This is a genomic window from Kitasatospora sp. NPDC059812 (genome assembly GCF_042732075.1).
GTDB lineage: Bacteria > Actinomycetota > Actinomycetes > Streptomycetales > Streptomycetaceae > Kitasatospora.
In genome coordinates this window covers 182,529-205,134 of record NZ_JBHWIO010000003.1, presented here as the reverse complement: position 1 = coordinate 205,134, position 22,606 = coordinate 182,529, and the positions used below count along the sequence as shown (strand labels likewise).

At 71.3% G+C, this 22,606-nt stretch carries 23 protein-coding genes and 2 pseudogenes; 13 read left to right on the top strand and 12 right to left on the bottom strand.

Annotated elements, in window-relative coordinates:
- Window positions 1-144 precede the first annotated feature (144 nt).
- The 5 genes from ACFV6D_RS03025 (at window position 145) to ACFV6D_RS03005 (ending at window position 6,001) form a co-directional block, all read left to right on the top strand.
- Window positions 145-1,131 (top strand): TIGR03571 family LLM class oxidoreductase, encoded by a 987-nt coding sequence (locus ACFV6D_RS03025; protein ID WP_380558041.1) that lies wholly within the window; start codon window positions 145-147, stop codon window positions 1,129-1,131.
- 109 nt (window positions 1,132-1,240) lie between these two features.
- Window positions 1,241-2,251, top strand: coding sequence for an aldo/keto reductase (locus ACFV6D_RS03020; protein WP_380558038.1), 1,011 nt, complete (start codon window positions 1,241-1,243; stop codon window positions 2,249-2,251).
- A gap of 30 nt (window positions 2,252-2,281) precedes the next feature.
- Window positions 2,282-2,701: an SRPBCC family protein gene (locus tag ACFV6D_RS03015; RefSeq protein ID WP_063351786.1), complete on the top strand. Its 420-nt coding sequence runs from the start codon at window positions 2,282-2,284 to the stop codon at window positions 2,699-2,701.
- 241 nt (window positions 2,702-2,942) lie between these two features.
- Complete coding sequence (locus ACFV6D_RS03010) at window positions 2,943-3,425, top strand: hypothetical protein (RefSeq protein ID WP_380558035.1); 483 nt, start codon at window positions 2,943-2,945, stop codon at window positions 3,423-3,425.
- Between the two features lie 596 nt (window positions 3,426-4,021).
- A complete protein-coding gene (locus tag ACFV6D_RS03005; protein WP_380558032.1) occupies window positions 4,022-6,001 on the top strand; it encodes a hypothetical protein in 1,980 nt (659 codons plus the stop codon).
- A 4-nt stretch (window positions 6,002-6,005) separates the two neighbouring features.
- Here the strand turns inward: ACFV6D_RS03005 and ACFV6D_RS03000 are convergent, their stop codons facing one another.
- Complete coding sequence (locus tag ACFV6D_RS03000) at window positions 6,006-6,956, bottom strand: hypothetical protein (RefSeq protein WP_380558029.1); 951 nt, start codon at window positions 6,954-6,956, stop codon at window positions 6,006-6,008.
- A 418-nt stretch (window positions 6,957-7,374) separates the two neighbouring features.
- Here ACFV6D_RS03000 and ACFV6D_RS02995 point away from each other — a divergent pair, with 418 nt between their 5' ends.
- The 4 genes from ACFV6D_RS02995 to ACFV6D_RS02980 all read left to right on the top strand — a co-directional run bounded on the left by ACFV6D_RS02995 (window position 7,375) and on the right by ACFV6D_RS02980 (window position 8,968).
- The gene (locus tag ACFV6D_RS02995; RefSeq protein WP_380558050.1) at window positions 7,375-7,647 is read left to right on the top strand and encodes a hypothetical protein; all 273 of its coding nucleotides are present in this window, start codon (window positions 7,375-7,377) and stop codon (window positions 7,645-7,647) included.
- A gap of 54 nt (window positions 7,648-7,701) precedes the next feature.
- Entirely contained in the window at window positions 7,702-8,151 is a 450-nt protein-coding gene (locus ACFV6D_RS02990; RefSeq protein WP_380558026.1) for a hypothetical protein, read from the top strand.
- Between the two features lie 37 nt (window positions 8,152-8,188).
- A complete protein-coding gene (locus ACFV6D_RS02985; RefSeq protein ID WP_380558023.1) occupies window positions 8,189-8,425 on the top strand; it encodes a hypothetical protein in 237 nt (78 codons plus the stop codon).
- A 111-nt stretch (window positions 8,426-8,536) separates the two neighbouring features.
- A complete protein-coding gene (locus tag ACFV6D_RS02980; protein WP_380558020.1) occupies window positions 8,537-8,968 on the top strand; it encodes a hypothetical protein in 432 nt (143 codons plus the stop codon).
- A 29-nt stretch (window positions 8,969-8,997) separates the two neighbouring features.
- On the opposite strand, the gene ACFV6D_RS02975 is transcribed toward ACFV6D_RS02980, so the two are convergent.
- The 9 genes and pseudogenes from ACFV6D_RS02975 to ACFV6D_RS02935 all read right to left on the bottom strand — a co-directional run bounded on the left by ACFV6D_RS02975 (window position 8,998) and on the right by ACFV6D_RS02935 (window position 18,823).
- Window positions 8,998-9,273, bottom strand: a complete 276-nt coding sequence (locus tag ACFV6D_RS02975; RefSeq protein WP_380558017.1) for a hypothetical protein — start codon at window positions 9,271-9,273, stop codon at window positions 8,998-9,000.
- A gap of 1,015 nt (window positions 9,274-10,288) precedes the next feature.
- Window positions 10,289-10,897: an RICIN domain-containing protein gene (locus tag ACFV6D_RS02970; RefSeq protein ID WP_380558014.1), complete on the bottom strand. Its 609-nt coding sequence runs from the start codon at window positions 10,895-10,897 to the stop codon at window positions 10,289-10,291.
- Between the two features lie 350 nt (window positions 10,898-11,247).
- A complete protein-coding gene (locus ACFV6D_RS02965; protein WP_380558011.1) occupies window positions 11,248-11,475 on the bottom strand; it encodes a hypothetical protein in 228 nt (75 codons plus the stop codon).
- A gap of 292 nt (window positions 11,476-11,767) precedes the next feature.
- Window positions 11,768-11,947: pseudogene (locus ACFV6D_RS02960) on the bottom strand (hypothetical protein); the annotation flags it as partial.
- A 59-nt stretch (window positions 11,948-12,006) separates the two neighbouring features.
- A pseudogene (locus ACFV6D_RS02955) lies at window positions 12,007-12,345 on the bottom strand (universal stress protein); the annotation flags it as partial.
- Window positions 12,346-12,573: 228 nt separating this feature from the next.
- Window positions 12,574-13,863 carry a cytochrome P450 gene (locus ACFV6D_RS02950; protein WP_380558008.1) on the bottom strand — a complete coding sequence of 430 codons (1,290 nt, stop codon included), beginning with the start codon at window positions 13,861-13,863 and terminating at the stop codon, window positions 12,574-12,576.
- Between the two features lie 132 nt (window positions 13,864-13,995).
- Window positions 13,996-15,234, bottom strand: a complete 1,239-nt coding sequence (locus ACFV6D_RS02945) for a cytochrome P450 (RefSeq protein WP_380558005.1) — start codon at window positions 15,232-15,234, stop codon at window positions 13,996-13,998.
- Entirely contained in the window at window positions 15,231-18,284 is a 3,054-nt protein-coding gene (locus ACFV6D_RS02940) for an amino acid adenylation domain-containing protein (RefSeq protein ID WP_380558002.1), read from the bottom strand. Before ACFV6D_RS02940 ends, ACFV6D_RS02945 begins: the two co-directional genes overlap by 4 nt.
- 95 nt (window positions 18,285-18,379) lie before the next feature.
- Window positions 18,380-18,823: a pyridoxamine 5'-phosphate oxidase family protein gene (locus tag ACFV6D_RS02935; RefSeq protein ID WP_380424379.1), complete on the bottom strand. Its 444-nt coding sequence runs from the start codon at window positions 18,821-18,823 to the stop codon at window positions 18,380-18,382.
- Window positions 18,824-19,204: 381 nt separating this feature from the next.
- Between ACFV6D_RS02935 and ACFV6D_RS02930 the strand changes: the two genes are divergently transcribed.
- Both ACFV6D_RS02930 and ACFV6D_RS02925 read left to right on the top strand, forming a co-directional pair.
- Complete coding sequence (locus ACFV6D_RS02930; RefSeq protein ID WP_380557999.1) at window positions 19,205-20,257, top strand: ATP-binding cassette domain-containing protein; 1,053 nt, start codon at window positions 19,205-19,207, stop codon at window positions 20,255-20,257.
- 47 nt (window positions 20,258-20,304) lie between these two features.
- A complete protein-coding gene (locus ACFV6D_RS02925) occupies window positions 20,305-21,045 on the top strand; it encodes an SDR family NAD(P)-dependent oxidoreductase (RefSeq protein ID WP_380557996.1) in 741 nt (246 codons plus the stop codon).
- Here the strand turns inward: ACFV6D_RS02925 and ACFV6D_RS02920 are convergent.
- Window positions 21,032-21,184, bottom strand: a complete 153-nt coding sequence (locus ACFV6D_RS02920) for a hypothetical protein (RefSeq protein WP_380557993.1) — start codon at window positions 21,182-21,184, stop codon at window positions 21,032-21,034. The two genes, ACFV6D_RS02925 and ACFV6D_RS02920, sit on opposite strands and share 14 nt — an antisense overlap.
- A 52-nt stretch (window positions 21,185-21,236) precedes the next feature.
- On the opposite strand from ACFV6D_RS02920, the gene ACFV6D_RS02915 reads away from it, so the two are divergent.
- Complete coding sequence (locus ACFV6D_RS02915) at window positions 21,237-21,365, top strand: hypothetical protein (RefSeq protein ID WP_380375035.1); 129 nt, start codon at window positions 21,237-21,239, stop codon at window positions 21,363-21,365.
- 95 nt (window positions 21,366-21,460) lie between these two features.
- On the opposite strand, the gene ACFV6D_RS02910 is transcribed toward ACFV6D_RS02915, so the two are convergent.
- Window positions 21,461-21,712 carry a hypothetical protein gene (locus tag ACFV6D_RS02910; protein WP_380557990.1) on the bottom strand — a complete coding sequence of 84 codons (252 nt, stop codon included), beginning with the start codon at window positions 21,710-21,712 and terminating at the stop codon, window positions 21,461-21,463.
- A gap of 286 nt (window positions 21,713-21,998) precedes the next feature.
- Between ACFV6D_RS02910 and ACFV6D_RS02905 the strand changes: the two genes are divergently transcribed.
- Complete coding sequence (locus tag ACFV6D_RS02905; RefSeq protein ID WP_380495412.1) at window positions 21,999-22,478, top strand: hypothetical protein; 480 nt, start codon at window positions 21,999-22,001, stop codon at window positions 22,476-22,478.
- Window positions 22,479-22,606 lie beyond the last annotated feature (128 nt).

Here is a 22,606-nt window from a genome sequence, read left to right as displayed (position 1 = left end):
CCCCGCGCCGGGGGCCCGGCCCCCCCCCCGCCCTTTAAAACGCCCCCCCCCCCCCCCCCCCGTACCCCGGGGGGGGCCGGCCCTACCCGGCCGGCCCCGCCGCGGGCTTCGCCCGTTTCCCCCGCTCTGAGGACCGGTTCACCCATGGCACCCCGTCACCCCGCCCTCGCCCGCCTCGCCCCCGGCGAGGGCCGGCTCACCCTCGGCCTGGAACTGCCCCTCGACAACGACTGGGGCCCGTCCCGGCAGGCCACCGACCGTACGGCCGGCCGCCCCCACGGCGTCCCGGACCTCGCCGACCACGCGCGCCTCGCCCGGCTCGCCGACCGGCTCGGCTTCGCCGGCCTCTGGGTGCGCGACGTCCCGCTCTTCGACCCCGTCCGCTTCGGGGACGCCGGGACGGTCTTCGAGACCTTCACCCACCTCGGCCACCTCGCCGCCGTCACCGAGCAGGCCGTCCTCGGCACCGCGGCCGTCGTCCTGCCGCTGCGCGAACCGCTGCTCGTCGCCAAGGCCGCCGCCACCGTCGACGCGCTCTCCGGCGGCCGGATGCTGCTCGGCCTCGCCAGCGGCGACCGTCCCGTCGAGTACCCGCTCTTCGGACGGGACTTCGAGGCCCGCGGCGCCGCCTTCCGCGAGGGACTGCACACCCTGCGCGCCGCCTGGCGCCCGGGCCCGCTGGAACTGCCCGGGGTCGGTCTCGGCCTGGACTTCCAGCTGGAGGTCCTGCCGAAACCGGCGGAGGCGGCGGGCATCCCGATCGCCGTCGCCGGAGGCGCCCAGCAGACGCCCGAGTGGATCGCCGAGCACGCCGACGCCTCGCTCAACTACCCCCGCGACCTGGGCGCGCTGCGCCTGCGGACCCGCCAGTGGCGCGAACTCGCCGGGGAGAAGCCGTACGTGACCCCGATGGTGCTCACCCTCCAGGAGGACCCGGACGCTCCGGCCCGTCCGATCCGGCTCGGCCTCAGCACCGGCCGCAACGCCCTGATCGAGCACCTGGAGACCATGGCGCTGTTCGGGGTCTCGCACGTCTCCTTCAATCTGCGGCCCAACGACCGGCCGGTGGAGGAACTGCTGCAGGAGCTCGCGGAGTACGTCCTGCCGCGCTTCCCCGCATCCGGCGCGTAGGGCTTGCATTACCGCGCGTCTGCAACTATTGTTAACGCATGCAAGACGCGCTCGCATCTATTGCGTGGCCTCTTGCGCCCCGCACCCTCCGTTTCGAAAAGGCACCACCATGTCCCTCAAGGAACTCCTCCCCGGCAAGCTCGGCTACGGCACCGCCCCGCTCGGCAACATGTTCCGCGCGATCCCCGACCAGGAGGCCGCCGCCACCGTCGAGGCCGCCTGGCAGCACGGCGTCCGCTACTACGACACCGCCCCCTTCTACGGCGCCGGCCTCGCCGAGGAACGCCTCGGCGAGGTCCTCTCCACCAAGCCCCGCGACGAGTACGTGCTCTCCAGCAAGGTCGGCCGCGTCATCCTCGCGGAACTGGAGGAGGGCGCCCGCGAACTCGGCGAGAAGGGCGGCCTGTTCGAGCACGGCAACCCCAACAGGATGCTGCACGTCTGGACCGCCGAGGCCACCGAGCGCTCCATCGAGGACAGCCTCAAGCGCCTGCGCACCGACCGCCTGGACATCGTCTGGGTCCACGACATCGCCCAGGACTTCCACGGCGACCAGTGGCTGGCCAAGTTCGAGGAGGCCCGCACCGGCGCCTTCCGAGTCCTGTCCCGCCTGCGCGACGAGGGCGTCATCGGGGCCTGGGGCCTCGGTGTCAACAAGACCGAGCCGATCGAGCTCACCCTGTCCCTCGACGAGCCCCGCCCGGACGGCTTCCTCCTCGCCGGCCGCTACACCCTCCTCGACCACGAGCACGCCCTCCAGCGCCTGCTGCCGATGGCACAGGAGCAGGGCGTCGGCATGGTCGTCGGCGGCCCCTACAGCTCCGGCATCCTCGCCGGCGGCACCCACTTCGAGTACCAGGAAGCCCCTGCGCACATCATCGAGCGCGTCACCCGGCTCAAGGACCTCGCCGCGGAGCACGGCGTGAGCATCAAGGCCGCCGCCCTGCAGTTCTCCCTCGCCCACCCGGTCACCGCCGCGGTCGTCGCCGGCGCCACCAAGCCCAGTCGCATCGCCGAGGACCAGGCGGCGCTCAACGAGACCGTCCCCGCCGCGTTCTGGCAGGAGCTGCGCTCCGCCGAACTCGTCAGCCCGGCCGCCCCGCTGCCGTACGGCGCCTGAACCACCCCCGACCCGTCAGGAAATCCGATCATGGCCTCCACCTCCGTCAGCCGCATCGTCCCCGCCTCCCCCGACAAGGTGTGGAACCTCATCGGCGGCTTCGACTCCCTCCCCGACTGGCTCCCGTACATCCCCGAGAGCACCGCCCTCGAAGGCGGCCGCGTCCGCCGCCTGCGCAACCCCGAGGGCGGGACCATCATCGAGCGCCTCGTCGCCTTCAACGAGGCCGAGCGCCACTACAGCTACGCCATCCTGGAAGCCCCGTTCCCCGTCAACGGCTACGTCTCCACGATCCGCGTCCACGCCGTCCCCGGCCAGGAGAACGCCGCCGAGGTCCAGTGGTCCGGCCGCTTCAACCCCGACGGCGCCACCGAGGCCGAGGCCGTGGCCCTCTTCACCACCATCTACCGCGACGGCCTCGCCGCCCTCCACGCCACCCTCGCCGCCTGAGACCCCTTCCTCCCGCAAGCCCGGGTACGCCCCCGCGTACCCGGGCTGCCGGCCCGTTCGGCGAGCGTCCGCCATTCTCCGAACTAAGCTTGACTCTGCCGAGGACCTTGAGCCGTGGTCAACTGCCGAGCGTGCGCCAGGACTTCGACCGGGGGATCCCCTGCTGATCCAGGAAGGCCTGGAAAGCAGTCGGCGATCTAGGTGAAGAGGTTGGTGACTCGCATGTACGAAGCGGGATTTGATGTTCCGTATCGACTTTGACCGAAGCTCGATGCGAGCACCGTCCGAGAAGCAGATGACATCTCTTGGCTCGACCAGCGAGATGAATCTTCGATACGCATACTTCGAAACAGATGCACAGCTCGCCGCAGAAGGCCTGGATGAGTCCTTCAGGATCATTCCCATCCTGGACTTCATGTTCTGCCTGATCCTGGCAGCCGACAAGGTGGGACGCGGAGAGGCAGGAGAAGTTGATTTCACCGAAAACTCCGCGTCCATCACGTTCCAGCCCGCGGGTTCGAGCCTGACGATCCTGTGCTCTTGGAACCCTGTGTCGGGTCGATGCAGCACTGACGACTTCATACGCGGCACCCTCCAGTTTGCCACGGAAGGGCTGGAGTTCATTGTCGAGAAGTATCCGGCCTTCGCGGAGAATCCGACCCGCCACAAGCTTCTGGCGATGAAGGCGGGGCTGGAATCGGGGCTGGAACACCAGCCGCGCTAGTCAACTGGCCCGGCCTGCGACCTGGTCGATTGCGGGGATGCCCAGGAATACAGGTGATTCCTTGCGACGACGGGCGCCACGACATCCGTCCTGCGGGTCACCGGGGAGGGGGAGTGAACTCGGCGCGAAGCGCGTCCAGGACGGAGTCGACCTGGCCGACGAAGGCGCCTCCATGCTGTAGCCGAAGTTCCCACCCGATTGCGTCGACAGCTCAACCGTCACAGCCCGGCACCACCTTCACGGAGCATCCCAAGCTTTCCCGGCGTCAGCACAAGCCGGCCGCTTGCACTCCTCAAGATCAACCAGGAGATGCACCCTGGCGGTATCGGTGCCCATTCCATGGACCGGCGCCCGCGCCCGGGCCGGCCTGCGCACGACCGATCGCGTGGATTCCATCGCGCCCGGTGCCGTCCGTCCGCCCGTGACAGACAGCCCGTTGCGGGGCGCTCCCGCGCGGCTTGTTCACTCGAACCCTCGGTCGCTCGGGCGAGAGCCTGCCTCGGGTGCGAGGCGGGGCGAATCTCGCACGACAGGGCGACGGTTTTCCTGGACGATGACGGCTGCTGGTGCACAGGACAGATGTGATGGTGAACGGGATGACAATGACGGGGAAGTCGCTGGAAGCGCTGGACGCCGTGGTGTGGGAAGAGCTTGCGACGGGGAACTCCGTCGACTCGGCCGATGATGTGTCGCGGGCGCTCCGCCGGCTCGCCCTCGCAGGCGCGGAGGCGACCGAAGAAGACTGCTACCCGCTGTACTCCCTCGTCACGAAGGAGGGGCGTGAGACGCCGTCCGCGACGTCGGTGACCTTGCCGTTCGTCGTCGCGCTGGCCGGCGATCCGGCCATGTCCACAGGCGTGCGAGTGGAGCTCGTCGAGCTGTTGGTGGCCTTGCAGGCACCGGCGTTGGTGGGCTTCGACTGGACGGGAGCGCGTGCGCTGCTCGCGGATCCGGAGCCGGCGGTGCGGCGCGAGGCACTGCCCCTGGCCGGGGGGATCGTACGGCTGCTGGAACGGTGGCAGGTGGAAACTGACCCGACGGTACGCATCCCGCTGCTGCTCGCCCTCGGTGAGGCGGTAGCCGCAGCATCCGGCGAAGCCGGGCGCGGCGACGAGGTCGACGAGGCGCGGACGGTGCTGACGGAGCTCGTGGACGGCGACGACCCGGCGTTCCGCGTCGCGGCCGTGCACGCCTGGGCGCAATTCGACCGGGATCTCCCGGTCCGGCAGTTGGACCACCTGATCGAGGTGTACTCCGAAGCCGCGTTGCGGCCACGGTTCGAAGAGGTCTGGTACACCCCGGGTGTCGAGGGTCCCTGGACACGCGAGGACTTGGTCCGCTCTACGGCGTGGAAGCTCGCGCACGATCCCGACGCCGAAATCCGCTTCGCCGTCCGGCTGGCCGAGGCGGCGGACCGCACCGGGGACGCCGCGCTCTGCCGGGAAGCCCTGGACGTGTCGTGGCGCCTCCTGACCGAGCGGCGTTCCGCGGAGGCAGCCCTGCTGCCTCTGGCGGGCGGGCTGCTGACCAGTCCGGACGGAGCCGTGCGGCTGCGAGCCGCGAACATCCTCGCGGTGCTGGGCCCGGCGGCGGCCCGCTACGCCGACCGGCTCGCCGCACTGCTCGACGACGACTCCGCCGACGCGTACCTCGACGGAACGGTCGAAGAGATCGCCCGCTGGGCGCTGGCCCGGATCGGTGACCCGCGCGCCCTGCCGGGCCTGATCGAGCAGCTCCGAGCGCAGGAGGAGGAGCAGGGCCGCGGCTACTGCAACGCCGATCCCCGGAGGCCGGACGTCACGGACGTGCTGGTGCCGCTACAGGCCCACGCGGACGTCCTGCTGCCCACGATGCGGGAGGCGATCCGGGAGGGCGGGGCCCGCGGCGGTGCGACCCGCGCTTTCCTTGAAGTGCTGGAGGCCTGGGGCCAGGACGCACTGCCGGCCCTGCCCGATCTCCTACCGCTGCTCGCAGACACCTGGACCTCCGTCCATGTGCTCCGCATTCTGCGAGGCCTGGGGCCGGCCGCTGCCTGGGCCGCACCGGCCCTGAGTACCTGCGAAGTCCTGGACTCCCCGGGCAACCACGCGCTGGTGGCCGGGACCGCCGAGTACATCGTCAGTGACCGGGCGGCACGGCTGCGGCTCGTCGGCGACGCCGTCATGACGGCGTCGGAACCCTGGTACGGGCCGATCGACACCCTGGGCGACTTCGGCGCCGACGCGGCACCCTACGCGGCCCGGGTCCGGTTCGCCATGGAGAACAGCACGCACTGGACACGCCTCACCGCCGCGGCCACGCTCTGGTCGATCACCGGCCGGGCCGAACCGAGCATGCGGGTCCTCGAAGAGTTCGTCCTGCCGATCGCCGACGGCGGCGACGGCTTCCACCTCTTCCGGGAAACACTGCAGGCACTGATCCGCATGGGCGAGATCAGCCCCGCGATCCGGGCCGCGCTGCTGACGGTTCGGCAGTCGGACCGCCGTCTCTGCACGGACGGGGGCTACCCGATGATCGTCCGCGACAAGGAACTGCGCGCACTGGTCGATCAGGCTCTGGCGGGTAGAACCCTCTGACGGGTCAGCACCCTCGGTCGTAGATCGCTCGCAGCCACGGTTCCCTGACGGCGGGCATCCTCGCGAGCGTGTACCGGAACGCCTCCCTGGACGGCTGGAACGGGTACCACGGGTGCGGAGGCAGCGGGTCGTCCCGCTCCACACCTGCCGGCAGCCCGCCTACTACCGGTAGCCGCGTCCGGTGTGGCGGGAAGGCGAGTTCGGTCCAGAGCGCGGCATCCACAGGTACCGGTACCACCCCGGCGCGCGGCTGCCACATGTCTCCGGTCTGCGGATGGACCGGCACCAGCGCCAGGTCAGTGGCCGGCTCGCCGAACCCCGGCCCAGCCAGGTTCAGCCGCTTCGCACCTTCCCTGGCGGGCAGCAGCGTGCCAAGTGCCCGGCCGAGGAGCTCCGCGACCGGCCCGGGCGCCACCTCGACCGGGGCGCCCCCGGCGGCCACCACCACCTGGGCGAGAGCCACGCCCGCCGGGATGTCCCGGTACTTGCTCAGCCGGTGCCACAGCGCGCCGGTGGCCAGCAGCTCCGCCCAACCCATGATCGGCCGCTCCGGCGGGCCGGGCAGCCGCACGACCGCCGCCGGGACGAGCCGGACGACCTGCCAGCACCCGCAGTCGTCCATCCTCGTTCCCACCGGCAGATCGCAGCCTAGACAGGCAAGGTTCGGCCCGTCCCTCCCGTCGATCCCCATGCAGTAGCCATCGGCCCGTTCGAGGATCAGCCCGGTGTTGCGCACGTCGCCGGGCGCGAGGAGAACGGTGTCCGACGGCCCGTCGGACAGCGCGCCGAACGGCGCGAAGCGCCCCCGTTCCGCCGCCTCGCGAGCCCCGACCTCGTCCCACTGCCGCCACGGCGGCCCGTACGGTGTGGGGTCGACGGCGTAGGACCCGGCCTCCAGCAGTGGCGGGTGCAGCTTCTCCCAGTGGGTGTCGGCGAGGTGGATCGGCAACGCCACCTCCGACACCGCCGCCGTCAGAACCGCACCGCAGCCCGCACACCCGAACACCGCCAAGCTGTTCCCTCCCGCTGTCGAAGCCCCTGTATCCCACCAAGCAGGCGGACCGGGGAGCAAGGGGTTTTCAGACGGACACGCCCCACTGACAGGCAGCGCGGGCCTCGACGTCCAGGTAGCAGACTCAGGCTGGGTCGCGCCTGGGGCTCCCTGGCTCGGTGCTACGGCGCGCGATTTGACCGAAGGCGGGCAGGCCGAGGTGGACGACGGTCGACGCGCGTGCCTTCTCCGCATCGATTTGGGCGATCTTCTCTTTGGCTGCAGCGAGGCTCGAAGGGGTCACCTGTCACCCGTAACTGCCCGGCATCAGGCACCGCGAGATGCTTCAAGTCCCCCTCGGAAGAGCCAAGTTCATCCAAGCGTGGAAGCTAGCAGAAGGCCCTCTGAACTGCATAAACGCGGAAGTTGGTTCAGTCAATACGCCGCGCCCGCCGAGCGCGCAGAAGACCCGGTTCAGCGGCTGGGTGCGGGCGGTCTCGATCGCGGCGAGCAGGTTGAAGGACTGCACGTCAGCCTTGCCGGTGCAGAGAACAAACTGGCCCAGATCAACCGACGCCGCGACCATCGGACCGTCGTCGACCTCGGCATCCCCACTCCGCAACTAGCCTCCACAGCCTCGCCGGCCCGGCCGTGACCGCCTACCATAATCAGGAGGAACAGGGAAGCAACGAGCTGCGACAATCAGCATATGACCAGCCAGGAGATCCTCTTCGACTGCCGAGGCCACGTATATCGCAGCGTGCTTGAAGTCGTCCCGTACATCGATGGAGCACCGCTCACCGACTTGATCGACCAGTTCGAGACGGACGCTGAGATGCAACCATCCGGAGACGCCTACGGGGGCCTTATCCCGCAGTTCTTCCAGTTCGGCTCGATGGAAGACCATTTTCATGGACGATCCAACGGAGCGACGGGGCCGAAGACTCCCGTGCTCGGCTGTGAATGCGGTGTGTGGGGATGCTGGCCGTTGATGGCCAGCATCACTGTGACTCCTGACCACGTGATCTGGGACTCCTTCGAGCAACCTCACCGCAAGACACGCGACTATTCGGGGTTCGGCCCGTTTCAGTTCGACCGTCTTCAATACGCTGACGCCGTGCAGGTTCTGAGCGCAGTGCTGAGCTCTGACGAGATGTGAGTACAACCCATCGGCTCATCACGGGAAGGAAGAAGTCGTGTTTGACCACGTCATCGGGCTGAGCTCCGAGGAGGCCGCACGCTGGGCCGCGCCGGTCGAGCAGTCTCGGCCAGTCCTTGAGAGCGGCGGAATGGAGTCTGTCCAGACCGTCCTGGCCGAGCGCGGAATGAGCATCATCCAGGCGATCGCAATCACCCGGGCACTACTTGGGAATGCGGAGACAACGCTTCGAGTCGCCATCGACATCGTGGCCACGAGCAAGGCTCGGCAATAAGTTCAGAGAATCGGCAAGGGCTCGACCATCTCGGTCAACTCGGTCCCGCACGACCTCGTCGAGGAGAGCGTCTGAGTCCGCTTTCACGGCGACGACCTGATCGTCACCGCCATGGTCGCCGGCAGCGCGGCCGAGGTCGCCCGTCATACCCGCTCCACGCCGGGCAACCCGCGCATCGCCGACGAGCACTACCCCGACACCCCGCGCGGGGAGCGCACGCCGAAGCCGCCCAACCCGGTCGAGGCCCAGTTCCTGGCCATCGGACCTGGGGCGGCGGCCTGGCTCATCGAGGCTGCGGCCGCCAGCACCCGCCGGATCAGGGCGAAGGTGGCCGACGCCATCGCACTGGCCAAGCTGTACGGCACTGCCGACGTCTACCGGGCGCTGGGCACCGCCGCGACGGTGGGCCGCTTCGCCGAGGGCGACCTGCTGTCGATCCTGGACCACCAGGGCGAGCACGACCAGGTCGAGCCGATCCGCCACAGCGAGACCCACCGCCTGCAGCCGGGCACTTCCGCCTGGTCCGGATTCGAGTCGAACTGAGCCGATCCGGCCGGCCCCCGGCCAGTGGCTCAGCCTTCGTCGTCGACCAGACGGCAGGCGCCGGGGAACGACTCCAGGAACTCCCGCCGGTGCGGGTCCGTCTCGGCTTCGGCCAGATCCGTGAGCGCCCGCAGGAACCGGTCGAGCTGGTCCTCCGGCAGCCGCTGCAGCACTCCGGCCACGCTCTCCATCGTCTTCACCGTGGAGTCGGGATCGACCTCGTCGTCTTCGCAGCCGTCGAGGAACCGGACGGTGTCGACGACCAGCCCGGCGAGAACGGGCACCAACGGGTCCGTGTCAGTCATCCGGGCAACCTACCCGACCCCCAGGACAACAAGGACAACAGCCGGCCGACGGCATCGAACCGCCGTCGGCCGCGATCAGAAAGAGCACACCGCTACGAACGACAGCCCCACGGTCCCCGCGCCACGACACCGAATGCGTGCCAACCACGGTAGCGGGCACTGGGCGGTCACCGGACCGGTACCGGACAGCCGGCGCCGGTAGGGGATGTGGGACCGCGGGCGACAGAGGGGGTACAGCGGGATGGCCGCACTGTCACAGCCCGTCTTGTCCTGGCAGCCAGTTGGAGGGCGAGGGCGATCTTGACTGCGAGGCTCCTCGGCTCGCGCAGGTGGCAGGCCCCGGCGGGGTCCGCTGCCATCACCGGTCCGGCTGCCGGTACTTCCGGCTGAACCGGGGCCGCCTGGACCCGGAGCAGGCCCGGCAGTGGCTGGACCAGCAGAAGCGGCTTCGCGCGGATCTGTTCGGACCGCTGGCGCACGCTGTGGAGCACGGTGATGAGCAGGCGGCCGATTCCCTGCTCGTCCAGGTGCACTTCAAGGCCGCCCGCGACCGCACCGCCGAGGAGCACGAGACCTCCGCTCAGGCGGCCTTGTTCCTCAAGAGCCTGCATTCCCTGACGCAGTCGCCACCCAAATGGGGTCCGACCAGGCCGACGCCGCCGACGGGCGCCAGGGGTAGCGGTGGCTGCACAGGCCGAAGTGGTACGGGTCGACGGCAAGGTGGCCCAGGGCCCGGCGGATACAGCCCAGTCGGCGGGGTGGCCCTTCTCCAGGTGGGTCAGAGCGCGGGCCGCAGCGGGGGTGTAGTGCAGCGTCGGCATCACGGTCTCCTTCGTGAGGGTATGCGGAAGGGCCCGCCTCCCGGTGGGGAGGCGGGCCCTGGTGGCGGGTGGTACGGAGGCGCTGTTCGTCGGGGAGCGGCCGCTGGCAGCGGGTGCGGGCGTGGGTCAGAAGGCGGGGCGGGCCTGGCGGGCGGTGGCGATGCACTGGACGTCCAGCGCGGCCTGGCGCTTCATCAGGCGTACCCCCATGTCTGCCACGGCTTGCCGTTGCAGTCCCACAGCCACAGACGCTGCGGGTTTCGGTCCGCCTGTGCGGGGTCTGCGTCCAGGCAGCGCCCGTTCCAGGCGTTCACGATTTGGCCCGTGTCGGTGAAATACCACTGCTGGTTCCTGGGCTGGTGGTCCCATCCCTGCCACGAGTAGCGGGTGATGGCGCTGCCGTTGCTGTCCTGGAGTACGGCGTCCAGGGTCAGCGCGTCGTAGGCGGCGGCTCCGGTCCGACCGCTCACCGTGGCGAGGCCCCACTTCTGCCAGTCCGCCCAGTTGCAGTCCCACCCGTAGACCTGGCCGCCGTTCCAGGACTGACCGGGATCGGCGTCGAGGCACTTGCCCGAGTAGGCGTTCCGGATGTACAGGTACCCGCCGTTCAGGGCCCGCGCCTTCGCGGCCGGTTCCTGAGGGCCGAACCGGTCGACGAACTCAGCGAAAGAGATCTCGTGTCCGCGGAATGATGTCGGCAACGATACCGACTCGTCACCGCTCTGCGCCACGGCCACGCTTGACGGCAGTACCGTGGCGGCCGACGCGGCAAGAGCGATAAGCGTCGTCAATGTCCTCTTCATGGGGTTCCTCCCTTAGGGTTGAAGCGACTGAAATTCCACCTTTTCGGTGGACATGCCGTTTCGGAACCGAAAGTGGTCCGATTGGAGGCCCAGTGCCGTGATCTTCCCGGGCCGCATGGGAGCTCCTTTCGCCGAAGGCCGCCGAGAGCCGTCCAGGCTCTCGGACCCGGTGGAGGTCCCACCATGAGAGCTGCTCTGGTTGTCCATCAACGAGAAACCGGCCAAACGTCAGGTGAGCGGCGGACAATCCGGTTTGGCCGCGGACAAAGCAGGGGCGCGGGGTGAGTGGTACTGGCCGCCCGCAGGGGCGGCTCACGGGAGGGACCGGGCCGCTCGGAGACGTGTCGTGCCTAGGCAGTGGACAGCCGTCGTGCCTCCCACAGCAGCACTGCGGCGTCTGCGGCCTCCGGCGACGGAGAGGGGGGCGCCTCACGCAGGAAAACGCCCGTCAGCGTGGCCAGTTCGCAGGCGTCGATCCCGAGCAGGGCAGCGAAGTCTGTCACCAAGCGCGGCGTCAGCTCCTTGCGACCGGAACCGATCACGCCGCAGGTGGCCGCGGACAGGTACGTGGGCGTCACGAACGCAAGCGTCCTCGCTATGCCCATCCAGTTCAGGTTGCGGTACTAGAGCATGCGGATCACCCACGTGCCTGGACCGCCGGGGAGAGACACGAGCGGCTTCGGGGCGAAGCTGGAACGCCGTTCTTCCTGCGGCAGTGAGCGGATCAGGGAGAAGCACGATCTTGGTCTGACCATCGAATGGGCCGCCGACGACCTTGACGCCGACGGTGTTGTTGACCACCTCGCCGGCGAGCCACCGGTCGATGGTCTTCATGTGCTCGGAGTTCTCGGCGTCCATGGGCAGAGCGGATCACGACAGCAACCGGCGGACAAGAGGCAGCGGCACGTCGAGGCTGCCGGCCGCGATTCGTAGAGGGGTGCCGTCGCGGAGCACGGCGAACAGGACGTCAGCCCGGCGTCTGGCCAGGCTGAGGAATGCCTGAGTGTGGCGTTTGCCCTGACCGATCTTCTTGTCGTAGTAGGCGCGGGAAACAGCCGACGGCGCAGCAGTCCGCCGCTCTGGCCGAGGACCAGCAGGTCCTCCGGCCGGTCGGCGGCCTGGACGAGGGCGGGCCCGGTCTCGCCCCGGATCACCAGCGGGCGCAGCGGCACGCCGGGGTCGGCACCGCCGAACGCCGCGTCGAGGGCGTCCAACAGCCGCTGCTCGGCCGCCTCGCGCACCGCGGCGAGCAGCGGCGGGCACGGCGACCGGCGATATCCGAACTCACCGCCGGGCGGTTCCCAGGCCAGCACCGGCACGAGTTCGGCGCCGCGGTGGCGGGCTTCCGCCACGCCGCGGTGCAGGGCGGCGAGGCTGCCGAGCGATCCGCTGACCCCGACCACCACTCTGCCGCCGCTGCTGCCCTCGTGCCGTCCGTCGCCGTGCATGATCCGTCCTCGCGTCGTCGTTGCGTGCCTGGTGCGTCGCCCTCCACCCAACCGCCGTGCCCGCTGCGGCCCGCCCGTCCTTGACGCCTTCCTGACGCCCCGGGCCGCCTTCCCAGCGCACTCCGTACGCGCGCTCCCCGCGGAGCGGTCGTCCAAGGTCTCTGCCGGCCCGGCAGGAGGGCTCTTCCTCCCGGCGCGCGGCGGTGAGCGCAACGCTCGGCGGTGTCCTCACGGCGGCGGGGGCCGGTGGCTTCGCGGTCGTTCCGGTGGATCGCCGACCCCTTGAGCGGCGGCGGTGGTGGCGTGCCAGCTGACGGGGAGGGTGAGCGGTGACTTGCTCGGGGATTCGTCGTCCCAGGCGGGTTCCTGTCCTTCGGCGAGGTGCAGTCGCGGGAAGCGGTCGAGCAGGGCTTCCAGTCCCACGGCCATCTGGGCCCGGGCCAGGTGCGCGCCGATGCAGTTGTGCGCACCCCGGCCGAAGGTGAGGTGCGGGTTCTCCGCCCGGCACAGGTCGAGCCGGTCGGCGTCGGTGAACACCCGTTCGTCGCGGTTGGCCGAGGCGAGGACGGGCAGAACGGCGTCGCCCGCGCGGATCCTGCGGTTGTGCAACTCGATGTCCTCGACGGCCTGGAGGACCACGACGCCGTTCATGACCGGTATGTACCGTAGGAGTTCCTCCACCGCGCCGGGTATGAGGCCGCGGTCGTCGCGGAGCCGGGCGTACCGGTCGGGCGCGGTCAGCAGGGCCACCACGGCGTCGGCCAGGAACATGGTGCTCGTGCGGTAGCCGGCGACCAGCATCGAGAGTCCGAAGGTCACCACGCTCTCCCTGTCCAGGGTGCCGGGCCCGCACGCGTGGACCAGCCCGGTGAGGATGTCGTCGGCGGGCTCGCGCCGCTTGCGGTCGAGCAGTGACGCGATGTACTCGCGCAGTTCGGAGGTGACCTCGCGGCCCTCGTCCAGGGTGACCATCGCCCCGAGGGCGGCGTCCGCCCTGGGCAGGAAGTACTCGCGGTCCTCGTAGGGGATGCCCACCAGCTCGCACATGGCCAGCAGCGGGAAGGGCTCCAGGAAGCCGCCGACCAGGTCGCCGGGCTGCCCGGCGGCCGTGAAGTCGTCCAGCAGCCCATCGGCCGACCGGCGCAGTCGGGGCAGCCGGCGCCGGACGGAACGGACGCTGAACGGTTCGGCCAGAGCGCGGCGCAGGGCCTCGTGGCGGGGGCCGTTCAGTTCCATCATCGTGATCAGGCCCGGCTCGTCGTCGGCGGCCCGGTCAGGTCGGGGCGGCCAGTCGTTGATGGTCGGCCGGATCAGCCGGGGGTCCGCGATCAGGTCCCGGACGTCCTCGTAGCGGGTGGCGTACCAGGCGGTGGCGCCGATCGGCAGCCGGACCTCCGCGAGCGGGCACTCCCGGCGCAGCCACCCGTACTGCGTGGGCGGGCCCATGGTGCCCGGCGGCGGCAGGGGCAGGTCGATGGCGGGCGGGTCGGCGGCGGGTTGTGGCGGTGAGCTGCTCACTGGCGGTGCTCCCTGGTCGCGTACGAGGTGGCCGGGTGTGAGGTGGTCGCGTACGAGGTGATCGCGTGCGAGGTGGCCGGGTGTGAGGTGGCCGGGTACGAGGTGATCGCGTGCGAGGTGGCCGGTCGGGTCTCACCAGCTGACCGGGAGGGTCAGCGGTGACTTGGTCACGGATTCGTCGTCCCAGGCGGGTTCCTGTCCTTCGGCGAGGCGCAGCCGCGGGAAGTGGTCGAACAACGCCTCGACTCCCGCGGTCAGTTCGGCGCGGGCCAGGTGGGCGCCGAGGCAGTTGTGGGCTCCTCGTCCGAAGGCGAGGTGGCCCCCGCGGCCCGTGGTAGCGCCGGCCCGCTCCAGGTCGAGCCGGTCGGCGTCGGCGAACACCCGCTCGTCGCGGTTGGCGGAGGCCGGTACGGGAATGACGGCGTCGCCCTCGCGGATCGTCCGCCCGTGCAGTTCGATGTCCTCGGTCGCCAGGAGGATCACGGTGCCGTTCATCACCGGCATGTAGCGCAGGAACTCCTCCACCGCGCCGGGCATCAGCTCCCGGTCGTCGCGCAGGCGGGCCCACAGGCCCGGCCGGTCGAGCAGGGTGTGCGCGGTGTCGGCCAGGAAGAAGCTGCTGATGCCGAAGCCGACGGTGAGCATGGACAGCCCGAAGGCCATCACGTCGTCGTGGGTCAGCTCGCCGTCGTCGCACCGGCGGACCAGCCGGGTCAGGACGTCGTCGCCGGGCCGGTCCCGCTTCCGGGCGATGAGTGCGGCGACGTACTCGCGCAGCAGGCCGGTGACCCGGCGCCCCTCTTGCGAGGTCACCATGCCGCCGAGGGCCGCGTCCAGCACCGGGAGGAACCGGTCCCGGTCCTCGAAGGGGATGCCCACCAGGTCGCAGAGCACGAGCAGGGGGAAGGGGTCGGTGAAGCCGGCGACCAGGTCGCCGGGCGGGCCGTTGTCCTCGAACGCGCGCAGCAGTCGCCCGGCCAGCCCGCGGATGCGCGGCAGGTGGTCGCGCACGGCCCGGGAGCTGAACGGTTCGGCCAGCGCCCGGCGCAGGGCCGTGTGCCGGGGGCCGTCGAGTTCGGCGATCGTGACCAGGCGCGGCCCGTCGTCCTCGGGTTGCCCGGGACGCGGCGGCCAGTCGTTGATGGTCGGCCTGATCAGCCGGGGGTCCGCGAAGAGCATCCGGACGTCCTCGTGCCGGGTGGCGTACCAGGCGGTCGCGTCCATCGGCAGCCTGACCCTGGCCAGGGGGCAGGTCTCGCGCAGCCGCGCGGACTCCTCGGGCGGCCCCATGGTGCCCGGCGGCGGGAGCGGGAAGTCCAGGACGTCCGGCTCGGCGCCGGCCCCCCGCGCACTGGGCGGCCGTGCGCTCATGCCCGCGCCTCTTCCGGGTGGCGGGGGCAGGGGCGTTCGAGGTAACCGGTGGTGTAGAAGTACTCCAGGTAGCGGTCCAGCAGCTCCGCGTCGACGGGAGGGCAGTGCAGGCCCGAGGTGGCCAGGTCGTGCTCGACGTTGGCCCGCCCGACGGTCGGGAAGGTGCCCTCGAAGTACATCTCCTTGACGGACATGTCGGCCTGCTTGCAGCGGTCCACGCACAGCGAGACGAACGGGGCCGTGGGGCTCGTGGGGTGCTGCGCGACGTGGCGGACGAGCTCGCCCACCCACTCCTCGTAGGGGAGCCGGGAGATCCGGTGGCCGGCCCTGTCCATCCGGTCGAGCATGTCGCACAGGCTCGCGGCGCGGGGGTTGGTCATGTGGTAGGTCCGGCGGGTGGCGCGGTGGGTGGTGGCGATGTGCACCAGGGCGTCGGAGAGGAAGTCCACCGGGACGAAGTCCAGCGGCAGCCGGATGTCGGGGGCGAGCCCGGTCTCGCTGATGGTCTTGAACAGCGAGCAGATCGCGGTGTCGGTGTTGCACGCGCCGGTGTGCCGGTCGCCGGTGATCTCGTACGGACGGTAGACCGCCACCGGCAGGCCCTGGTCCTGGTCCGCGGCGTCGCGCAGCACCTCCTCGGCGACCCACTTGCTCTCGGCGTAGCCCATGGTGAGCCCGTCGGCGTGGTCGAGCGGCAGGTCCTCGTCGACGTGCCGTACGCCGGCGGTTCCGAAGCCGGCGAGCACCGCGATGGTGGAGAGGAAGTGCACCGGCACCCGGCGCCCGGCCGCCAGTCGGATGAGCTCCCTGGTGCCTTCCACGTTGGTGCGGCGCAGCGCGTCGTACGGATAGATGAAGTTGACCTGCGCGGCCGAGTGGATCACCAGGTCGACGGTGTCGGCGAGTTCGTCGGCGCGGCCCGGTTCCAGTCCGAGGCCGGGTTCGGCGAGGTCGGCGGGGAGGCACACGATGCGGTCGGCGGCTTCGGGGGTGGCGAGGCCGAAGCGGGCGAGGTTGCGCATCACCTTCTGCCGGGCGTGGGCGGGGGCCCGGCTCCGCACCGGGCAGCACACCCGGGCGTCGGTGCGGCGCAGCAGCGCGTCCAGGAGGAAGGCGCCGACGAAGCCGGAGGCGCCGGTGAGCAGCACCTCCGCGGGGTGGTGCCAGTCCGGCTCCGGCCCGCGCGGTTGCGGGAGGGTGAAGCCCAGCCGTACCTCGGCGCGGAAGTCCACCGGGCCCGCGTCGGCGTTCACCCTGCCGGGCGGGCCCTGGACGGCGACGACGGCGGCGGTGAAGTCCTCCAGTGTCGGGGAGCGCAGCAGGCTGTGGACGAGGGTGCGGCCGTGCCGGGCGTCGAGGCCGAAGGCGGCCAGCGCACGGGTGACGGCCTCGGCTGCCAGCAGGGAGTCGCCGCCGATGTCGAAGAAGCTGTCGCCCGGCGCCGGGTGCACACCCAGCACCACCTGCCAGATCCGGGCCACCGTGTCCTGCGGGCCGAACGCGGTGCCGTTCACCGCCGCCGGGACGGCAGCCTCCTCGGTCGCCGTCAGCCTGCGCAGCCGGGCGCGGTCGACCTTGCCCCCGGCCGTCACCGGGAACCGCGCGAGTTCCACCAGCCGCGCGGGCACCGCGGCCGCGGGCAGCCAGGTGGCGAGAGCGCTGCGGATGCGGTCCAGGGTCAGTGCCTGGCCGGGGCGGGCCGGGGTCACGTACCCGATCAGGGCGTCGCCCTCCCGTTCGACGACGGCCTCGCCCACCGCGTCGTCCGCGCGCAGCCGCGCCTCCACCTCGTCCGGCTCGATGCGGTGCCCGCGCAGTTTGATCTGCCGGTCCACCCGGGCCCGGTACTCCAGTACGCCGTCCGGGTGCCGGACCACGCGGTCACCGGTGCGGTAGAGGCGCGTACCGGGCTCGACGAGGTCGTCGACGAAGCGCTCGGCGGTCAGCCCGGGGTCGCCGAGGTACCCCAGGGCGAGCCCGTCCCCGCCGACGAGGAGCTCGCCCTCCTCACCGGTGTCGGCGAGCGTGCCGTCCGGGCGCAGCACGTGACAGGTGGAGTTCTCCAGGGGGAGGCCGATCGGCACGGCCGTCGCCTCGGGAGGCAGGTCGTGCAGCGCGTGTGCGGTGGATACCACGCTGTTCTCGGTCGGGCCGTAGAAGTTGACCACGGTGGTGTCCGGGCAGGCCGCCAGTATCGCGCGGGCCAGTTCCGCGTCCATCGCCTCGCCTCCGGCCGAGGCGAACCGCAGGGACCGCAGCGCCGAGGGCCTGGTGCGCGCGATGTGGTGGAACACCCCGGTGGTCAGGTAGGCGATGCTGACCCGCTCGGAGAGCAGCAGCGATTCCAGGGCGGTCGGCGACAGCAGTTCCTCCTGGTCGGCGATCACGATGCAGGCGCCGGCGAGCAGCGCGGGCCAGATCTCGATCGTGGAGGCGTCCGAGGAGAGGCCGTAGGCGTGCAGCACCCGCTCACCGGGCCGCGGCCGCTGCCGGACCAGGTCGGAGGCGGCCAGCCGGACGACTCCGCGGTGCGGGATCGCCACGGGTTTGGGGCGGCCGGTCGAGCCGGAGGTGAACATCACGTAGGCGCAGTCCGCGGGGAGCACCCGGGCCTGCGGCACCGCGGCCGGGTCGGTCGGGGTGGCCGGGGCGCTCGGAGCCAGGCCACCCAGGTCGATGCGGGAACGCACGTGCCGGATGCGGCGGGAGCTGCCGGGCAGCGTGACGACGGTGTGCACCCCCGCGTCCTCGGCCATCGCCTGCAGACGCGCGGGTGGTGAGGCGTCGTCGAGCGGGACGTAGGCCGCACCGGTCTTGAGGATGCCCAGGAACGCGACCAGCGCCTCCGGAGAGCGGGCCCCGCACACCCCGACCGTGTCGCCGTACCGCACGCCGGAGTCGTGCAGCCGGGCCGCCACCGCGTCGGAGCGGAGCTTGAGTTCGCCGTAGCTGATGCCGCGGCCGTGCTGTACGGAGGCGATGGCCCGCGGGCGGTGCACCGCCCGGGCGTCGAACAGCTCGTGGAGGCAGCGATCGCGTGGATACGGCACCGCCGCAGCGTGCTCGGCCGCCTCCTGATGCGTCGTTGTTCGGGTGTTCATCGGGACGTCACGCTCTCTGCCGCACACGGACCGCGCGCGGGAAGCTAGGGTTCGAACTCCTTGGCGAAGGCGGCGAAGTCGGCGGTCCGCCATCTCTCGGGCCTCATGCGGATGAGGACGTCGTCGGCCAGCTGCCGCCGGTTGGCGTCCAGGTACGCCGCCGCCGTGTCCGCGTCCAGATACCGGCGGGCCAGCTCCTCGCGTGCGGCCGGCGGCAGCGGGTCCTCGACGGCCACCACCGGCCCCTCCACGCTGACGTAGCGGTAGGGCGCCGACTCGACCTGCGCGCAGAGGCTGAACCGGCCCGCGCTGCGGATGAGCCGGGCCTTCAGCGTCGTCCGCCCGGTCTGGATCGTCACCAGCCCGCCGGGCCGGTAGGAGTACCAGAGCGGGACGAGCAGCGGTCCGCCGCCGTCGCGCGCGTCGTCCACCCCCAGGATTCCCACGTGCGGGCTGGCGAGGAACGCCTCCCGGGCTTCGACCGACATCCTGAGATCCACTGGTACCGCCTCGATTCGGCAGGAGACGCATCCGGTATCGGCAGGAGACGCATCCGGTATCGATTCGCGCAAGGGAAGGTGAGCCGGCGGGGGCCTCCGGGCGGCCGGCGTGTGACCGCCGCAGGTCTGTGCGGGTCCTCGGTCCTTCTCGTCCGGTGCACACGGCCTTCGGGAACCCGGTGGGGCGGCCAGGGCAGGGCCGGGCTCTCTCCTCCACATTTCCACCACACCCGGGTGGCCCGCATCCCGGCGGCCGCGCACGCGGTGCCTCCGATCCCCCGCCGAAGCGCACGACGGGCGCTCCGGGGGGATCCTGCCAGTGTCGGCCGTCAGGTGGTTCCCGGCTGGTTCCAGGAGAAGGAGGGGCACATGAGGGCGGCCATCCGGGCCGAGGGCCTGGTGAAGGACTTCGGCGACGTACGGGCCCTGGACGGGGTCGACCTGGACGTGCCGGAAGGGACGGTGCTGGGCCTGCTCGGCCCCAACGGCGCCGGCAAGAGCACCACGGTACGGGTGCTCACCACCCTGGTGCGGCCCGACGCGGGCAGCGCCCACGTGGCGGGGGTGGACGTGCTCAAGCACCCCGGCCGGGTCCGCAGCCTGCTGGGCCTCTGCGGCCAGTACGCGGCGGTCGACGAATACCTCACCGGCCGGGAGAACCTCCAGATGGTCGGCGAGCTCTACCAGATGCGGAGCAGGGACGCCAAGGCGCGCGCCCGCGAGCTGCTGGAGTGGTTCGACCTCGCCGAGGCGGCCGACCGGCCGGCCAGGACCTACTCCGGTGGCATGCGCCGCCGGCTCGACCTGGCGGCCGCGTTGGTGGTGCGGCCCCCGGTGATGTTCCTCGATGAGCCCACCACCGGCCTGGACCCGCGCAACCGGCTCGCGCTGTGGGAGGTCGTCGAGATGCTGGCCGCGGAGGGCACCACCCTGCTGCTCACCACCCAGTACCTGGAGGAGGCCGACCGGCTGGCGCACGACATCGTCGTGGTCGACCACGGCCGGGTGATCGCACGCGGATCCGCCGACGACCTCAAGACCAGGACCGGCGGCGAGCGGGTGGAGGTGGTGGTCCACGACCGCGAGCAGATCGGTGCGGCCGTCGCGGCGCTCGCCCCGTACGGTGGGGGCCCGCTCAGCGTGGAGCAGCACACCCGGCGAATCCTCGTGCCGGTGGGCGGGGGCGCACGGGTGCTCGCCGACGTCATCCGCGAGCTGGACGGGCTGGGCGTCCTCATCGACGACATCGGCCTGCGCAGGCCCACCCTCGACGACGTCTTCCTCTTCCTCACCGGCCACGCGGCCGAGGAGAACGAGCTGGGAAAGCCGCCTCGGACGGCTTCCGGGGCCGGGCGGCGCCGGTGGACACGGAACGCCCGTGGGAATTCCCGGCGGGGGCTTCGGCGCTCCCACCGGAAGTAGTAACTCCAGTGATGGTCGAAGCAGTGCTGGTCAAGGGAGTGGAAACCATGGGACAGCTGGATGGGAAGGTCGCCCTGGTGACCGGGGGATCGGCCGGGATCGGTCTCGCCGTCGTCCGTCGGTTCGCCGCCGAAGGTGCCACCGTCTACCTCACCGGCCGGCGCAAGGCCGAGCTGGACGAGGCCGTGGAAGCCGTCGGCGAACGGGCCATCGGCGTCCAGAGCGACGTGTCGAACCTCGACGACCTCGACCGGCTCTTCGCGGCGATCGAGGCACGCAGCGGACGGCTGGACGTCGTGGTGGCCAATGCCGGCGTCGGCGAGTTCGCCCGGCTCGGGAAGATCACCGAGGAGCACTACGACAGGGTCTTCGACATCAACGTCAGGGGGGTGGTCTTCACCGTCCAGAAGGCGCTGCCCCTGTTGCCGGACGGCGCCTCGGTGATCGTGCTCTCCTCCACCAACGCGTCGACGGGCGTCCGGGCGATGAGCGTCTACAGCGCCACCAAGGCCGCCGACCGCAACCTCGTCCGCACGTGGGCCGCCGAGCTCGCGGGCCGCGGCATCCGGGTCAACGCCATCAGCCCCGGCCCGATCGAGACCCCCGCCATCCGCGGTCTGAGCGCGGAGGAGGCGCCCGCGCTGGACGAGCTCGTCGCCAGGATTCCGCTGGGCCGGATCGGACGCCCCGACGAGGTCGCCGCCGCGGCCCTCTTCCTCGCCTCGGACCAGAGCTCCTTCACCACCGGAGCCGAACTCTTCGTCGACGGCGGCCTCAACCAGGTCTGACCGGCTCGGCGAGGCCGAGGGCGTAGGTGGTGCCGCCGTCGGGGGCGGGTTCGACGGTCAGTTCGCCGTTCACCGCCTCGACGAAGCCGCGTGCCACGATGAGGCCGGCGCCCTCGACGGCCGGGCCGGGGGCCGTCACCCGAGGTGGACCCCTCCGCCAGCTGGTCGAGATCCGGGCCACGAAGTCCCAGGTGGTGCTGCACTCGACCGCCCCCGACCCGGCCGGCACCCTGCGCGTGGCGATCCGCGCCGGCACCGCCCGGTGCCTGGGCCCCGGCCGGCAGGGTGATCAGCCGCTGCTGGCCACCCCGCTGCCGTGAACCCGCCGCGCCGGGCGGCATGGCGGGTCAGGGGCGGCGGTAGGCGAGGGTGGGGTGGGTGTCGGTGATCTGCAGGAGCCGGTCCCCGGTGTCGGTCAGGTCCACCACGGGCCTGGTCCGGCTTCGAGGCCGGCGATCGACCACCACACGTCGGCGCCCGGGCCTTCGTCCTCCAGGTCCTCCAGCTTGGCGACCCTGGCCGGGACGTCGGACAGCATCTCGACGACGGCCGGGTTCTCCTCGCCGGCCAGCCGCAGGTCCGCCACCGCCGAGCGGACCCCGGCGGCCGACGTGCCGACCAGGACCACCAGAGCAGCCGGGGGAAAGATCGCCAGCGCCGCTCCCACGCCCGGCCCCGGCCGTCCGGGCTCGCCTGCTCCCTCCTCGTCGCCAAGGTCGAACGCTCCTACGGCTCCACCCGTCCCGCCGGGGCGTAGGGCTACGCGACGGGCGGGTGGCGGGGATCCCAACTCCCGTCATCCGTCCGCCGGCGGGGTGGAAAAACCCTCTCAACTGGTGCCCCAACTAAGGGTTTTGGCCTGAACGCGCCTACGTCGCCTCCTCGGCGCCTGCCTACGCTCCCCTCGAACCCCGGCCGCTCCGGCCGTGGGACCGACCTAGGGGGAACACCCAATGCGTATTCGCCACGCCGTCGCCACGGTCACCCTCGCGGCGACCGCCGCGCTCACGATGAGCACCGCCGCCTCGGCCGCCCCGGCCCCGCGTCTCGCCTGCGGGGTGAGCGACCAGGGCCTCCCGGGCAACATCTACAACAACGGCGTCTACGTCGGCCAGGTCGAGCAGCAGTACGACAGCTGTAGCCAGACGGCGATCGCCCACTTCCAGTGGTCCGGCGGCTTCCAGGGAAACGGCTCCCAGGTCAAGGTGTACCTGATGGCGAGCAACGGCTACGCCGGCCAGGCGACCATCGGGGACCAGAGCAGCAAGGACGTCTACGGCTACGTCAACATCCACGCCACTTCCCCGGACATCTGGACGGCCGTCGCGTCGCTCGACCAGATCTGCCCCGCCTACAGCACCCAGCACGACTACTCCAACGGCGCCTCCCTGGCGGGCCCGCAGGACAGCAACTGCAGCATCCCCAACCCGTAACCCGTAGCCCGCAGTCCACGCTCCCGGGTTTCCCGGCCGGGAAACCCGGGAGCGCGGCGGCACGCGGCAAGGCCCGGTGAGCCCAATACCACCCGCAGTAATGGCGATGGCGCGGAGGGCGCCCGGCG